This is a genomic window from Pseudomonas sp. NPDC088885 (assembly GCF_044750025.1).
GTDB lineage: Bacteria > Pseudomonadota > Gammaproteobacteria > Pseudomonadales > Pseudomonadaceae > Aquipseudomonas > Aquipseudomonas rustica.
Genome location: NZ_JBIVJB010000028.1, coordinates 1 through 15,471, shown reverse-complemented (window position 1 = coordinate 15,471; position 15,471 = coordinate 1). Strand labels below are relative to the sequence as shown.

At 59.0% G+C, this 15,471-nt stretch carries 14 protein-coding genes; 5 read left to right on the top strand and 9 right to left on the bottom strand.

All coding sequences use genetic code 11. The annotated features are described in order from the left end of the window. The first annotated feature begins 31 nt into the window (after positions 1-31). From ACIP1X_RS14050 to ACIP1X_RS14035, 4 genes are all read left to right on the top strand, one after another. Complete coding sequence (locus ACIP1X_RS14050) at positions 32-721, top strand: N-acetyltransferase (RefSeq protein ID WP_159812510.1); 690 nt, start codon at positions 32-34, stop codon at positions 719-721. 4 nt (positions 722-725) lie between these two features. Beyond that, complete coding sequence (locus ACIP1X_RS14045; protein ID WP_400752870.1) at positions 726-1,910, top strand: GNAT family N-acetyltransferase; 1,185 nt, start codon at positions 726-728, stop codon at positions 1,908-1,910. Next, positions 1,882-2,673: a ChbG/HpnK family deacetylase gene (locus ACIP1X_RS14040; RefSeq protein ID WP_400752867.1), complete on the top strand. Its 792-nt coding sequence runs from the start codon at positions 1,882-1,884 to the stop codon at positions 2,671-2,673. Before ACIP1X_RS14045 ends, ACIP1X_RS14040 begins: the two co-directional genes overlap by 29 nt. Before the next feature lie 113 nt (positions 2,674-2,786). Further along, entirely contained in the window at positions 2,787-3,479 is a 693-nt protein-coding gene (locus tag ACIP1X_RS14035) for an N-acetyltransferase (RefSeq protein ID WP_400752865.1), read from the top strand. Positions 3,480-3,615: 136 nt separating this feature from the next. On the opposite strand, the gene ACIP1X_RS14030 is transcribed toward ACIP1X_RS14035, so the two are convergent. From ACIP1X_RS14030 to ACIP1X_RS14000, 7 genes are all read right to left on the bottom strand, one after another. Beyond that, entirely contained in the window at positions 3,616-4,413 is a 798-nt protein-coding gene (locus ACIP1X_RS14030) for a class I SAM-dependent methyltransferase (protein ID WP_400752862.1), read from the bottom strand. A 506-nt stretch (positions 4,414-4,919) separates the two neighbouring features. After that, a complete protein-coding gene (locus ACIP1X_RS14025; RefSeq protein WP_053121662.1) occupies positions 4,920-6,662 on the bottom strand; it encodes an ABC transporter substrate-binding protein in 1,743 nt (580 codons plus the stop codon). Between the two features lie 48 nt (positions 6,663-6,710). Next, on the bottom strand, positions 6,711-6,983 hold the full coding sequence (locus ACIP1X_RS14020) for a DUF2160 domain-containing protein (RefSeq protein ID WP_053121664.1): 273 nt from the start codon (positions 6,981-6,983) through the stop codon (positions 6,711-6,713). Between the two features lie 10 nt (positions 6,984-6,993). Continuing rightward, positions 6,994-7,788, bottom strand: a complete 795-nt coding sequence (locus ACIP1X_RS14015) for a carbohydrate ABC transporter permease (protein ID WP_371926003.1) — start codon at positions 7,786-7,788, stop codon at positions 6,994-6,996. 30 nt (positions 7,789-7,818) lie between these two features. After that, positions 7,819-8,685 carry a carbohydrate ABC transporter permease gene (locus ACIP1X_RS14010; protein WP_007912484.1) on the bottom strand — a complete coding sequence of 289 codons (867 nt, stop codon included), beginning with the start codon at positions 8,683-8,685 and terminating at the stop codon, positions 7,819-7,821. Then, positions 8,682-9,794 carry an ABC transporter ATP-binding protein gene (locus ACIP1X_RS14005; protein WP_400752859.1) on the bottom strand — a complete coding sequence of 371 codons (1,113 nt, stop codon included), beginning with the start codon at positions 9,792-9,794 and terminating at the stop codon, positions 8,682-8,684. The genes ACIP1X_RS14010 and ACIP1X_RS14005 overlap by 4 nt, the downstream gene beginning before the upstream one ends. After that, positions 9,794-10,888, bottom strand: a complete 1,095-nt coding sequence (locus ACIP1X_RS14000; protein ID WP_400752856.1) for an ABC transporter ATP-binding protein — start codon at positions 10,886-10,888, stop codon at positions 9,794-9,796. The genes ACIP1X_RS14005 and ACIP1X_RS14000 overlap by 1 nt, the downstream gene beginning before the upstream one ends. A 381-nt stretch (positions 10,889-11,269) precedes the next feature. Between ACIP1X_RS14000 and ACIP1X_RS13995 the strand changes: the two genes are divergently transcribed. Beyond that, positions 11,270-13,108 (top strand): sigma-54-dependent Fis family transcriptional regulator, encoded by a 1,839-nt coding sequence (locus ACIP1X_RS13995; RefSeq protein ID WP_400752855.1) that lies wholly within the window; start codon positions 11,270-11,272, stop codon positions 13,106-13,108. An 84-nt stretch (positions 13,109-13,192) separates the two neighbouring features. On the opposite strand, the gene ACIP1X_RS13990 is transcribed toward ACIP1X_RS13995, so the two are convergent. Together ACIP1X_RS13990 and ACIP1X_RS13985 are read right to left on the bottom strand one after the other, a co-directional pair. Continuing rightward, positions 13,193-14,398: an MFS transporter gene (locus ACIP1X_RS13990; protein ID WP_400752852.1), complete on the bottom strand. Its 1,206-nt coding sequence runs from the start codon at positions 14,396-14,398 to the stop codon at positions 13,193-13,195. A gap of 505 nt (positions 14,399-14,903) precedes the next feature. Beyond that, positions 14,904-15,471, bottom strand: a 568-nt coding sequence (locus ACIP1X_RS13985) for a DALR domain-containing protein (protein WP_400752849.1), incomplete at its 5' end; no start/stop codon positions are given.

Below are 15,471 nucleotides of genomic sequence, written 5' to 3'. Positions count from 1 at the left end.
CGCTGCGCCGAAAGGTTCAGGAGCACACACCATGGGCATCGTCAGCAAACTCAGCGAGCACATCAAACAAAAAGGCCTGCGCGCCACTTTGGCGAAAGCCTGGAAACACTACGTTTTTTCCCATCAGGAACTGCTGTGGATGGAGCGTGATCTGGTCAGCCCGGTGCCGCCGCACAACCTCAAGCCCTACCCGCCATTGCAGGTAGTGAAGATCACGCCAGACAACGCCAGCGCCTTCGCCCGCAACTTTGGTGACCGCGTCGGCACCATGGCTGAACTGGCCAACGAGGGCCACACCGGACACATGCACCTGGATGACCAGGGCGCTGCCGTAGCGTTTATCTGGGGCAGTTCGCGGGACTATTTCGACCGGCATTACTACGGCTGCCTGTTCCCGGTGAAACCCGGCGAGTTCTTCGAGTTTGGCGGCGAGTTGACCCGCAAATATTGGGGCACCGAGCTGTCGGTGGATCTGCAACTGGAGCTGTGGAAAGCCATGGCCGCACAGGGTTGCGACAAGGTCGTCGATGTCTGCGAATTTCACAACATCCCGGCGCTCAAGCTGCACCTGCGCATGGGCTATACCGAACAGGGACGGATCATGAATGTTTACACCGTGTTCAGTCGCTGGCGCTTCTACCGCGAAACCCGCTACAGCGGCTCGCGTCTGGACGCACTGCGCAAACCGTCCCGTCCACCCGTAACAGCAACGGCGGCCTGAGCCTATGGCGACGCGATTCGAATGGCGCACTTCACTGTGCGCCGCCGATTTCCCCGAAGCAGCGCATGAAGCGCTGCGTCTGCGGGTGACGGATCACACGCCGTTCAACAACCTCGGTTGGTTGTGCGCGGCCGAGCAGGCCCTTGGTACGGATGAGCGTCTGCACATCCTGCTGGGTTGGGAAGCGGACGCATTGCGTCTGTGCCTGCCGCTGGTGGCGAGTCGCGAACGCTTTGCCGGCGTGCCGTTTCGGGTGCTGCATCACTTGGGTTATCCGCTGGCAGATCGCTTGGCGCTGCTGTCGTTGTTGGGCGCTGAGGACATGCGTCAGGCGCTGAATATGATTCGCCAACGTGTGCCCCACGCGCTGCTGCAACTCAATGAATTGTCCGAACCTGCCGGTGAAGAAAGTGCGCTCACCGAATGGATGGCGCACAGCTCGACCGGTGAACGACGGCTGAGTTGTCGAGTGCCGGTGCACCTGATCAGCGAGGCCGATCATCAGGAAGTCTCCGGTGATCCGCGCTACAAACTGCGTCGGGCGCGCAAGCGGATCGCCGCGTGTGGCGCTGAAGTGCGCAGAATTATTCCCGACGCGATGAGCATGGGCCCGTTGTTGCAGGCCATCAGCGAAGTCGAAGCGGTGAGCTGGAAAGGTGATGAAGGCGTAGGCATTTTTGCCAGCGAACCCAGTCGCCAATTGATCGAACGCGCGTTCATCGCCCTCGCCGGTCAAGGCCTGGTGCGGGTGGTCACGCTGGAGTTGAACGGGCGCTGCATCAGCTATCGCCTCGGCCTGCTGGAGCAAGGTCGGCTCTACGATTACAACCTCGCCTTCCTGCCGCAATACGCCGATCTGGGCAGTGGCCGGGTGTTGCTGGAGGAATGGATTCGCTGGGGGCTCGACGATCACTGGCACTGGATCGATGCCTCGCGGGTCAGCCTGGAAAACTCCAGCCATCAACTGCACGAACGCATGACCGGACAACTGGAGCACTGGCGCTGGAGTTTTTATTCCTGGCGGCCGAGTGGTCTTGTCCTCGGCCTGGGCTTGCGTCTGTGGCATCGACTCAAGCCGCGCGTACAAGCCTGGCGGGCGCGGCGTGCCGAGCAAGCGAAACCTGTTTTGAAACCTGTCGCGATCACCACGGAGGGCGAACATGCCACGCCAAGTCATAGTCAACGCTGACGATTTCGGCCTCAGCCCGAACGAAAACGCGGTGATCTTCGCTGCCTTTCAGGCCGGGGTCATCAGTTCTGCCACGGCCATGGCCAACATGCCGGCGTTCGAAGCGGCGTGCGCGATGGCCCGGCATCCGACGTTGCAAGGCCGGGTTGGATTGCACTTCAACCTGACTTACGGGCGACCGTTGAGTCAGGCGATCCTCAACCGCCGTACATTCTGCGACGACCATGGCGTGTTCGACTTGAGTCTGCCGCGCCATCGGTTGTGGCTCAGTCGCGAAGACCGCGAGGCGGTGCGTGAAGAATTGCAGGCGCAGTGGCAGCGTTGCGTCGATCACGGTGTGCGGCCGAGTCATATCGATTCACATCAGCACGTGCACAACATCTGGCCGATCGGCGAGATCGTCGCGCGGTTTGCGGCGCATCAAGGTGTGCCGATTCGACTGGCGCGCAATCTGGGGCAAAACCTCAATCTGCCCAAGCGCGTGTTCAAGGGTTTGCTCAATTGGCGCTTGCAGAGTCTGGCCGGGGTGACGGCCGACTATGTGTGCACGCCGATCGACCTGCGCAATGGCATTTCGCCGACCGACGGCGTGCTGGAAATCGTCGCCCACCCGACGCAACTGGGTGCCGATTTTGGTGATGCTTATCTCAACCCTGAGGAGTCCCTGAGCCGCGTGCTAGAGCAGCGTTTGACGGGCGTTCCACGGGTTTCCTACGCCGATCTGAACAAGGATTTTCTACGCGGTACCGCCGCACTCGATTGAGTTACATACCTTGCAATACTTTCGAAGATGGCACTTTGAAATGAACCCCCAAGGGTGATCTATACCCACAAAAGCGACATCCACAACACCGGGCTTCGGCCACGGAGGGCATCATGAGCTTCATCAAAAAACTACAAGAACGCATCCGCCAAAAAGGCCTGGGCCGGACCTTCGGCACGTTGTGGAAACGTTACGTGTTTTTCCATTGGGAACTGTTGTGGATGGAGCGTGATCTGGTTACTCCGGTGCCGCCGCACAAGCTGCGTCCCTACGAGGGCCTGAGCAAAGTCGACATTACGCCGGAGAATGCCGTTGCCTTTAGCAAGCATTTCGGTGACCGCGTGGAGACCATGGCTGAGCTGGCGGCCGAGGGTCACACCGGGCATATGTACGTTGATGCGGATGGGCATGCGGTGGGGTTCATCTGGGGCAGCATTCGCGACTATCACGATCGTCACTATTACGGCTGCACCTTCCCGGTGAAGCCGGGTGAATTCTTTGAGTTTGGCGGTGAGATGATCCGCACGTATTTCGGCAGCAGCCTCTCGGTGGACGTGCAGGTGGCGCTGTGGGAAGCGATGGCGGCGCAGGGTTGCAACAAAGTGGTGGACGTCTGTGAGACGCACAATATTCCGGCGCTGAAGCTGCACATTCGCATGGGCTATCACGAGCAGGGGCGCGTGATGCACGTGTATTGCCTGTTCGGACGCTGGAAGTTTTTCCGCGAGACGCGGTATGAGGGATCGCGGCTGGAACCGCTGCGTAAGGCGGGGCGGCCGGTGGTGAGTGCGGCGGCGCAGGCTTGATGCAGATCTGAATGTTGTCGCGGTCATCAGGCCGCCTTCGCGAGCAAGCCCGCTCCCACATTGGATCTGCGTCTTTCACACATCCAATGTGGGAGCGGGCTTGCTCGCGAAGGGGCCGGTCGACTCACTAAAGCATTCAGGCCTTGGTGGCGACCAAGGTAAAGCACATCGGCATCTGCTCCTCGCGATTCAGGTACTGGTCATACACCTCTTCCCGGTTCGAATGCGCATACTCCTTGAAATGCGCAATATTCAGCCCCGCCGCAATCGCGCCACTGAAAATATCCCCCAGCGTATGCACAAACCAATACGACTTCGCCGCCTGCTGCTCGACCTTGCCGACGTAAACAATCGGCTCCTCCTGCACAAACGGCTCGGTGCGGAAGTAAGAGGTGGCCAGCCGATATGGATCCTCGCCGTCCGGATCAACCATTTCCAGAAACGGATGGGTTTCATAGATCACCAGTTTCCCACCCGGTTTCAGCGTCGAGACGACATGACGGAAAAACTCGCCAATGTCCGGCATCCAGCCGAACACGCCAATGGTGATCAGCGCCACGTCAAAACGGTTGTGCAAGGACGCCGGCAAATGATGGATATCGGTCTCGATGAACTCGGCGTTGTGCGGTGAACGGCGGTTCAGCTCACGCGCCTGATCAAGAAACGCCGCCGACTGATCGACCCCGACCACACTCCGCGCACCGTGGGCAAACAGCGACAGACTCTCGCGGCCATTGTTGCAGCACAGCTGAATCACATCCTCACCGTCGACCTCAAGCAACCCGCTCAAGGTCTCATCAAGACAAGAGAAATCCGCCTGCGCAACTTCGCTGAGCAAGGCCTGCCAGTCAGGCGAATCCTCATGATGGCGAGCGGAATCGTTCCACGCCTGTCGATTGCTCTCGATGGCGGTTTTGTTATTAGGCACTTCCATGGCGCACTCCGGACGATGCTCGTAATTGAGCGAAACCGAGTCTAGATCACCCCGCCAATCCCGGTTGTTGCAAACTTGTAAGCCACTCCATGTAGGAGCTGCCGCAGGCTGCGATCTTTTGATCCTGTTTTTAAAAATCAAGATCAACAGATCGCAGCCTTCGGCAGCTCCTACACAGGATGAGCGCAAGCTCGACAAGCTTTTGATTTTGATCTTAGAGCCCGTCGGGAGGCTGAGTGGAGGGATTCATACGGGGAAAGCATCGAGAGGAGGTGCAGCGAAGCAAACCGTAGGCGATGCCCCCGGATGAACCCGGAGCGAAGGAACCCGAGCCTTAGCGAGGGCCGGACGTCAGGGCACAGACCTTTTGGTTACTTTTGGGGCGTTTGCCAAAAGTGACCCGCCGTAAGGGCGGAACCCTAATCCGCCACCCCCGCAGCAACGGATATGTACACAATCATCCAAAAAAAACGGCACCTCCCAGTGCCGTTTTCCAGCTTGAGCGATTACTTCCGCGCATCCGCCCAAGATTTCAGCAGCTCGTTATAACTCACCGTCTCCCCCTTAGGCTTCTCATTCGCCAACTTAGGCTTCGGCGCCCCCGGCTGATCAAACCAATATTGCGCATCCCGCTCCGGATTCATCTTCGGCGCGCACACCGCCTGCGCCTTCGAACGCTCCAGACGCGTCATGATCGCATCCTGATCCTTGGCCAACCCATCCAGCGCCTGCTGCGGCGTCTTCTCACCACTCGCCGCCTCAGCAATATGACTCCACCACAACTGCGCCAGACGCGGATAGTCCGGCACGTTAGTCCCGGTCGGCGTCCACTGCACCCGCGCCGGGCTGCGATAAAACTCAACCAGACCACCGAGCTTCGGCGCCAGATCAGTCATCGCCTGCGAGTTGATGTCCGACTCACGAATCGGCGTCAGCCCGACAATGGTTTTCTTCAGCGACACGGTTTTCGACGTCACAAACTGCGCATACAACCACGCTGCCAGTTTCTGCTTCTCAGGCGTCGACTTCATGAACGTCCACGAACCCACGTCCTGATAACCGAGCTTCATGCCCTCCTCCCAATACGGCCCGCGTGGCGATGGCGCCATCCGCCATTTCGGCGTGCCGTCGGCGTTGACCACCGGCAGACCAGGTTTGGTCATGTCGGCGGTAAACGCGGTGTACCAGAAAATCTGCTGGGCGATATTGCCCTGAGACGGCACCGGCCCCGACTCGGAGAACGTCATGCCGGCCGCTTCCGGTGGCGCATAAGCCTTCAACCAATCGACATATTTTTGCGTAGCGAATACAGCGGCCGGGCCGTTGGTGTCGCCGCCACGGGTCACACTGGAACCGACCGGATGGCAGTCCTCGACGCGAATCCCCCACTCGTCCACCGGCAAACCGTTGGGCAAACCCTTGTCGCCGCCACCGGCCATGGAGAACCAGGCATCGGTGAAGCGCCAGCCCAGCGACGGGTCTTTCTTGCCGTAATCCATGTGCCCGTAAACGCGCTTGCCGTCGATTTCCTTGACGTCTTCGCTGAAGAATTTGGCGATGTCTTCATAGGCGGACCAGTTCACCGGCACGCCCAATTCGTAGCCGTACTTTTCCTTGAACTTGGCTTTCAGATCAGCGCGTTCAAACCAGTCGGCGCGGAACCAGTAGAGGTTGGCGAATTGCTGGTCAGGCAGTTGATAGATCTTGCCGTCCGGCGCGGTGGTGAACGAGATGCCGATGAAGTCCTTGATGTCGAGCGTCGGCGAGGTGAAGTTCTTGCCTTCGTTGGCCATCAGGTCGGTGATCGATTCGGTCTTGCCGTAGCGAAAGTGCGTACCGATCAGGTCCGAGTCGTTGACCCAGCCGTCATAGATATTTTTGTCGGACTGCATCACCGTCTGCATTTTCTCGACCACGTCGCCTTCTTGCAGCAGGTCGTGGGTGAGCTTGATCCCGGTGATTTCGGTGAAGGCCTTGGCGAGCACTTTCGACTCGTATTCGTGGGTGGTCAGGGTCTCGGAAACGACCTTGATTTCCATGCCGCGAAACGGCTCGGCAGCCTTGATGAACCACTTCAATTCTTCGAGCTGCTGTTCAGCCGTCAGGGTCGACGGTTTGAATTCACTGCCGATCCATTTTTTCGCCGCGTCTTCGTAGGCATCGGCCCACGCGGCGGCGCTCAAACCGCTGAGTGCCAGCATGGCTGCCAATGAAATGCTATGTCGCAGCTTATTGTTTTTGTCGAACATAGAGACCTCCTGTTTAGGATTTCGGAGCACGGTTGCCGATTGACTCGACTAGCCCCAACGCATCACAGCCAACAGCCACACCAGGGACAACGCGGACGCCACCCAGATGCTCCAGTCGGTGGCGCCGATCACCAGCAAATGCAGGTAGGCGCTGCCGAGAAGACCGATAAACAAACGATCGCCACGGGTGGTGGCAATCGGTAGAAAACCTCGCCGCAAGATGCTCGGCGAACGCAATTCCCACGTGGTCATGCCGACCAGCAGCAGACCGATGACGATGAAAAATGCTGCGGTGGGTGTGGTCCAACTCATCCATTCCATCATCAGTTCCTCAGACCCGACCGAGGGCAAAGCCCTTGGCCACGTGGTTGCGAACAAACCAGATCACCAGCATGCCCGGCAGAATGGTCAACACTCCCGCCGCCGCCAGCACGCCCCAATCGATACCCGATGCTGAAACCGTACGCGTCATCACCGCCGCAATCGGCTTGGCGTTTACCGAGGTCAACGTGCGCGCCAGCAGCAGTTCGACCCAGGAAAACATGAAGCAGAAAAACGCCGTGACGCCGATACCGGAGCCGATCAGCGGAATGAAAATCTTCACGAAGAACTTGGGGAAACTGTAGCCGTCGATGTAGGCGGTTTCATCGATTTCCTTGGGCACGCCGGACATGAAGCCTTCGAGAATCCACACCGCCAACGGTACGTTGAACAAGCAATGCGCCAGCGCCACAGCGATGTGCGTGTCGAACAGCCCAATCGACGAATACAACTGGAAGAACGGCAGTAAAAACACCGCCGGTGGCGCCATACGGTTGGTCAGCAGCCAGAAGAACAGATGCTTGTCGCCAAGAAAACGGTAGCGCGAAAACGCATACGCCGCTGGCAGCGCCACGCTCAGCGAGATCACCGTGTTCAGGCTCACGTAATACAGCGAGTTGAGATAGCCGTTGTACCAACTCGGATCGGTGAAGATCACTTTGTAGTTCGCCAGCGTAAAGTCCTGTGGGAAAAGTGTCAGGCCGCCGAGGATTTCGGTGTTGCTCTTGAAGGACATGTTCAGCAACCAGTAGATCGGCACCAGCAGGAACAGGATGTACACCAGCAATGGGATCACTTTTTTCATAGGGGTAAGACGTTTGCTCATGGCCGGGCCTCAGCGGTTGGCGTCGGAGTGCGTCATGGCGGTGTAGAACAGCCAGGACACCAACAGGATGATCAGGAAGTACACCAGCGAAAACGCCGCTGCCGGACCGAGGTCGAATTGCCCTACGGCCATTTGGGTCAACGTCTGACTCAAGAAGGTCGTGGCATTACCCGGCCCGCCGCCGGTGAGCACGAACGGCTCGGTGTAGATCATGAAACTGTCCATGAAGCGCAGCATCACCGCGATCAGCAGCACGCTCTTCAGTTTGGGTAATTGGATATGGCGGAACACCGCCCAGGCCGAAGCGCGGTCGATCCGCGCGGCCTGGTAATACACGTCGGGAATTGCGCGCAATCCGGAGAAACACAGCAGCGCCACCAATGAAGTCCAGTGCCAGACGTCCATCACCAGCACCGTCACCCAGGCGTCCATGGTGTTGGCCGCGTAGTTGTAGCTGATGCCCATGGCGTTGAGGCTCGACCCAAGCAAACCAATGTCGGCACGGCCGAAAATCTGCCAGATGGTGCCGACCACGTTCCACGGGATCAGCAACGGAATCGCCAGAATGATCAGCACCACCGACGACCAGCGGCCCTTGGTTGGCATGGTCAGGGCGACGGCAATGCCCAGCGGAATTTCAATCAACAACACGCACGCCGAGTAGATGAACTGACGCAGCAACGAGTCGTGCAGACGCGGATCGAGCAGCACTTGCTTGTACCAGTCAGCGCCGACGAAGTAGCGGCTGGACTGGTCGAAGATGTCCTGCACCGAATAGTTGACCACGGTCATCATCGGGATCACCGCACTGAACGCCACCAGCAGGAACACCGGCAACACCAGCCACCAGGCCTTGTTGTTCTGCACCTTGTTCATGGCTGCACCTCGCTGCTGTCGGCTTCAAGCAGAAACTCATCGGCATAAACCATCAGCCACTGCGCCGGAAAACTGATGTACGCGGTGCCCTGCGGCACCGGTTTGTCCTCGGCCAGGCGCACTTTCAACGGCGCGCCGTCGAGGTCGAGGGTCATGATCTTGTAGGTGCCGAGGTCTTCGACGTGTACGACGTTTGCCTGCATCGCGTCATCAAACGGTTCGTCCCACACGTGAATGAATTCAGGACGGATACCGACCTTCAGATTTTTCCACTGGCCGTGATCGATATGTCGCTGCATGGCGTCGGACAACGGCAAGTGCGTCGAGGCGAAACCGACGCCGCCGGGTTGCGGCTGCACTTCGATCAGGTTCATCCCCGGGCTGCCGATGAAATAGCCGACAAAGGTGTGGCTCGGCCGCTCGAACAATTCCCGTGGCGTGCCGAACTGCACAATCTGGCCGCCGTACATCACCGCAATCTTGTCGGCGAAGGTCGAAGCCTCCAGTTGATCGTGGGTGACGTAGACCATGGTGATGTTGAACTGCTCGTGGATCTGCTTGAGCTTGCGCCGCAGTTTCCACTTCAGGTGCGGATCGATCACCGTCAGCGGCTCGTCGAAGAGGATCGCGGAAACGTCGTCACGCACCAGGCCACGGCCCATCGAGACTTTCTGTTTTTCGTCGGCGGTGAGGTTGCGCGCCTTCTTGCTCAGGAGGTTTTGCAGGTCGAGCACTTCGGCAATTTCCTGCACCTTGCTGTGCACTTTCCCCTCGGCCATGCCCTGATTTCGCAGGGGGAAGGCGAGGTTATCGAACACGGTCATGGTGTCGTAGACCACCGGAAACTGGAAAACCTGGGCGATGTTGCGCTTCTCCGGCGTCAGGTCGTTGACCGCTTTGCCGTCAAACAAGACGTGGCCCTGCGAGGGGCTGAGCAATCCGGAAATGATGTTGAGCAAGGTCGACTTGCCGCAACCCGATGGGCCAAGCAAGGCATAAGCGCCGCCCTGCTCCCAGACATGATCCATCTCGCGGATCGCGTAATCCTCCGCGCCGCTCGGGGTTTTGCTGTAGCTGTGGGCGAGGTGCTGCAAACGGATTTCGGCCATCAGGCAACCCTCGCGACACGCCGGCCCGGTGCTTGCACCAGACGGCCCTGCGCATCGAAAACGAACAGTTTGTGGGTCGGGATGTAAATGCGGATCGGCGCATCGACGTCGTATTCGTGAACGCCGGGCAGGTGCAGCACCAGCAGGAAATGCTCGTTGCGCACGTGCAGAAAGGTTTCCGAACCGCTGATCTCGGCGACTTCGACGGTGACCGCCAGCTCGAGATCGTCATCATTACTCGGCACCAGCGAGATGTGGCTGGGGCGCACGCCAAAACGGAACTCGCCCTCGCCCACCGGGCGCAGATCGACGTTTAACGGGAAGTGCACAAAATTGGCGAAACTAACTTCGTTGCCGGCGATGCGCCCGGGCATCAGGTTGATCGGTGGCTCGGAGAACAATTCGGCAGCGAGCACGGTTTGCGGCTGGTGATACACCGAGGTCGACGGGCCGCTCTGAATCACCCGGCCTTCGTGAAGAATGGTCGTGGTGCCGCCGAGGGCCAGCGCTTCGTTGGGCTCGGTGGTGGCGTAAATCGCAATGGTGTGGCGCGCCTTGAACAGCTCGCGCATTTCCTGGCGCAGCTCTTCGCGCAGTTTGTAATCGAGGTTGACCAGCGGCTCATCGAACAGGATCAGCTCGGCGTCTTTGACCAAGGCGCGGGCCATGGCCGTGCGTTGCTGTTGGCCGCCGGACAACTCCAGCGGATAGCGCTGCAGAAACTTCTCGATGCGCAGCATCTTCGCGGTTTCTTGCACTTTGCTGTGGATGATCTCTTTCGACACACCGGCCTGCCGCAGCGGCGAGGCGATGTTCTCGAACACGGTCATGGTCGGGTAATTGATGAACTGCTGATAGACCATAGACACGTTGCGCAGGCGCACCGGGCGTTGGGTGACGTCGACGCCGTTCATCAGGATGCGGCCCGTATCGGGCTTGTCTAAACCTGCCATTAAACGCATGAGGCTGGTTTTGCCGGACAGGGTGCGACCGAGCAAAACGTTGAACGAACCGGCTTCGAATTTCAGGCAGGCATCGTCGATCCAGGTCTGGCCCTCGACGGTGCGGCTGACGTGCTCCAGGGTGAGTGACATGGCTCGGCCTTTTTATTATTGGAGTCAAGCGACCTGTGCACAGGAGCGAGTTTCGTGCCAGAAAGGGCAAGTGATTGATTTGGCGTGAAAATCGTTGAAAACGCAGGGATTGGGCGTTCATTGCTGAACACATTTGAACAGTCGGGCGATTGACAATGAACAATAGTGAACAACACTCTATGAACGCTTTTTGCCCAATCTCGAATGCGATAGAGATCCCCTGTGGGAGCGAGCCTGCTCGCGAATGCGATGTGTCAGCCAATGCAATCGTGTCTGACAGACCGCTTTCGCGAGCAGGCTCGCTCCCACAGGGGATCTGTGTAGGTTTCGAAGATTGGCTTCATAAAAATAATAATAACGCTGCATCAGAGGCTGACTGCCATGGCCGCACCTGCCCCGCCGCTGTCCCACGACGCGATCGTCCAGAATTCCTGGCAACGTTGCCGCGCGTTCGGTCTCGACCACCAGAGCACGCCCGCCTTCGACCAACTCCCCGCCGCAGGCATCACGCACCTGCTCGACCGCCATCACTCACTGGTGCAGACCACGCATCAGGAAGTCCTGCCCTATTACGAAAACATCCTGAGCAACTCCAACTGCCTGATCATGCTCGCCGACAATCAGGGCCAGGTGCTGACGTCGTGGGGCACGCAGCGCTTTATCGAACCGAATCTGGCCCGGGGTTTTCAGGCCGGTGCGAGCTGGATGGAGCGATGCAGCGGCACCAACGCGATCGGCACGGCACTGGCGTGCGAACAAGCGGTACACATCGAACACGATGAACACTTCCTCAAGGCCAACCGCTTTATGACCGGTTCCGCCGCGCCGATTTTCGATGCCGAGCGCAAGGTGATTGCCGTGCTCGATGTGTCCAGCGACAGTTATCTACCGCCCTCGCACACCTTGGGCATGGTCAAGATGATGAGCCAGACCGTGGAAAACCGGCTGATCCTCAACCTGTTCCATGGCCAGCACTTTCAACTGACCTTCAATACCGGGCTGAACAACCTCGACAGCCAGTGGGCCGGGTTGTTGATTTTTGATGAGAGCGGGCAAGTGCTGTCGGCCAATCGTCGGGCGGACAATCTGCTCGGTGTGCGCTTGTCGCGGGTCAGTGTTGAGAGTTTGTTTAACGTGTCGCTGCTGGAATTGCTCAATCAGCCGGATGATCTGCCGTTTGCCTTGCAGACTTCTGGGCGCAACCGTTTTCAGTGTCTATTGAAACGGCCGAAGCAGGCGTTGGTTCAGCCACGGGTGTTTATCGCGGAGGCCAAAGCGGCCGCAACATCGGCCATCAGCCTCAACACCTTGCACTTCGGCGACAGCCGCGTGGAAAAAGCCGTGCGCCAAGCGGAACGGCTGTTGGAGAAAGACATTCCGTTGCTGATTCATGGCGAAACCGGCGTGGGTAAAGAAGTCTTCGTCAAAGCTCTGCACCAGGCCAGCTCGCGCAGCAAACAGGCCTTCATCGCCGTCAACTGCGCAGCGATCCCCGCCGAACTGGTCGAATCCGAACTATTCGGCTACGAGAAAGGCGCGTTCACTGGAGCCAATCAAAAAGGCAGCATCGGCCTGATTCGCAAGGCGGACAAAGGCACGCTGTTCCTTGATGAAATCGGCGACATGCCGCTGCCGACGCAGGCGCGGTTGCTGCGGGTGTTGCAGGAGCGTTGCGTGCAACCGGTGGGCAGCAGCGAGTTGTTTGCGGTGGATTTGCGGATTATCTCGGCGACTAATCGCTCTTTACGCGAACAAGTGCAATTGGGCCGGTTCAGGGAGGATTTGTATTACCGCATTGGTGGGCTGACGCTGGAACTGCCGCCGCTTCGGGAGCGCAGTGATAAAGAGGCGTTGTTTAAACGCTTGTGGGAGCAGCATCGCGAGCCGACGCAATGGGCGGGATTGAGCCAGGAAGTGCTGGATTTGTTTGATCGGCATCCGTGGCCGGGCAATTTGCGTCAGGTCAGTAGCGTGATGCAGGTGGCGCTGGCGATGGCCGAGGAGCAGCCAGTAAGACCGGAGCATTTGCCGGATGATTTTTTTGTCGATCTGGAGATGGAGCCGGTGGAGAGCTGCGCCCCGTTAGGGATTGATCTGAACGATGTCGAGGCGTTGAACCGGGAGCTGAAGGCTTCCGGGGGCAATATTTCGCATTTGGCGCGGCGGTTGGGGGTGAGCCGCAATACGCTTTATAAGCGGTTGCGGCAATTGGGGGGTTAGCAGCGCAGATCAAAAGATCGCAGCCTTCGGCAGCTCCTACAGGGATCGTATGTAGGAGCTGCCGAAGGCTGCGATCTTTTGACTTTAAATGGCTGGCTCAACCTGCACAGCCGAAGCCGCCGCCAATGTGCGCAACCCCACCCGCACAACGACCACCATCATCAAACCCGCACCAATAGCCACCGCAAATCCCGCTCGCGCGCCAAAGGCATCAATCACCATCCCCGCCAGCATGCCGCCGAGCGCAACACCCACGCTGATACCGGTAGTCATCCACGTCAGCCCCTCGGTGATCCGCGACGGAGGAATAATGATCGTGCCCATTTTCATCACCACAACCATCGTCGGCGCAAACGAGATGCCGGCGATAAACAGCGCTGCGGTCAGCACATAAACGTCCGTCGCAAAAACCGGCAGCACACCGGTAAACGCCGTGACCAATATCCCGATGAGGAACTGTTTTTCAATTGCCAGGGAAACCCTCATCGCCCCGAACGTCAGGCCTGCCACCAGCGAACCAAAGGCATAAGCCGCGAGAATGAATGTCGCCGACGCTGGCCAGCCTTGCGCATTGGCGAACGCAACGACGGCGACATCGATTGCCCCGCCGATAACGCCCATCGCCAGCAGCGCCAAAACAATGGTGCGGACGCCGGGGATCAGCAAGGTTGAGCCGGCATGACTGCTGTGGCCCACGACAACCTTGGGTTCGGTCTGGCGTTGCAGCACAAACGCCGTGACCCCGATGGCCAGCAATCCGACCGCGACCAGCGGCCCCGCTTCGGCGAAAAAGCTCACGCTCAGTCCGATTGCCAGTGGCGGGCCGACGATGTAGGCCATTTCCGTCAGAACCGTGTCCAGCGAAAACGCCGTGTGTAACTGCGGCTTGCCCCGGAATAGCTGCGTCCATCGGGCGCGGATCATCGACGGCATGCTCGGCATCGTCCCTGCCAGAGCCGCCAGAATAAACAGCCATGCGGCGGGCGCGCGAATGTACACGGCAATGATCAGCGCCAGCAGCATCACGATGCTGAAAACCGTCACGACCGGCAGCACGCGGCTCTGGCCGCGCTGGTCAACGAGTTTCGAGATGTACGGGCCGAGCAGTGCATTGGCCAGGGTGAACGTGCCGGCGACTGCACCGGCCAGCCAGTACACACCGGTTTGCTGAACCAGCATGGTGATGATGCCAATGCCGATCATCGCCTGCGGCAACCGCGCGATGGAGCTCGCGAGCACTAACCCGGTGGCGCCGGGGGTCGCGAACAGTTCGCGATAGTGATTGGCCATGATTTCTCCGTTGCAGAATCGTCATCGACGCAGCATCCGGCTGCGTCAGACATCAAGACCTACGCGCAGAGCAAAAGCAACCTCGGCTAAAAACACAGATCAAAAGATCGCAGCCTTCGGCAGCTCCTACAGGAATCGCATTTCATGTAGGAGCTGTCGAAGGCTGCGATCTTGATCGTTCCCACGCTCCGCGTGGGCATGCAGCCGGGGACGCTCTGCGTCCCTGCAAAACCGAACGCGGAGCGTCCGAAGAGGCATTCCCACGCAGAGCGTGGGAACGATCAAAACCAGTCGATTACGGATTCGGTACAGCACGTTCACGTCGGCGTATCTCGTGAGCATCCCCCACTCAGTCCCCTCTCCCTCCGGGCGGTCCGACGTTTCGGGAGGGTTAGGGTGAGGGGCTCTTCTCGCGGCCAAACAAAAACCCGCACTAGGCGGGTTTTGTTGATCGTTCCCACGCTCCGCGTGGGAATGCAGCCCGGGACGCTCCGCGTCCCTGATCTCAGTCAGCCAGACGCCAGGTAGTCCCACCCTTGCCGTCTTCCAACACCACACCCATCGCCGTCAACTGATCACGAATCCGGTCCGACTCAGCCCAATCCTTCCCGGCCCGAGCCGCCAGACGCGCGGCAATCAGTGCATCAACTTCAGCCGCATCGACACGCCCTTCAGCGCCCGCCTGCAAGAAGTCATCGGCTTCCAACTGCAACACACCCAACACGCTCGCCAGTTCTTTCAGACGCGCCGCCAGACCCGCCGCTGCATCGAGATCGCTCTCACGCAGACGGTTGATCTCCCGCACCATCTCGAACAGCACCGCGCACGCTTCCGGGGTACCGAAGTCGTCGTTCATCACGGTAGTGAAGCGTTCAACAAACGCTTCGCCGCCCGCCGGTGCAACGGTCGGCAGGCCTTTCAGCGCGTGGTAGAAACGCTCGAGTGCGCCTTTGGCGTCCTTGAGATTGTCTTCCGAGTAGTTGATCGCGCTGCGGTAGTGGCTCGACACCAGCAGGTAACGCACGACTTCCGGGTGGTACTTTTCCAGCACGTCGCGGATGGTGAAGAAGTTG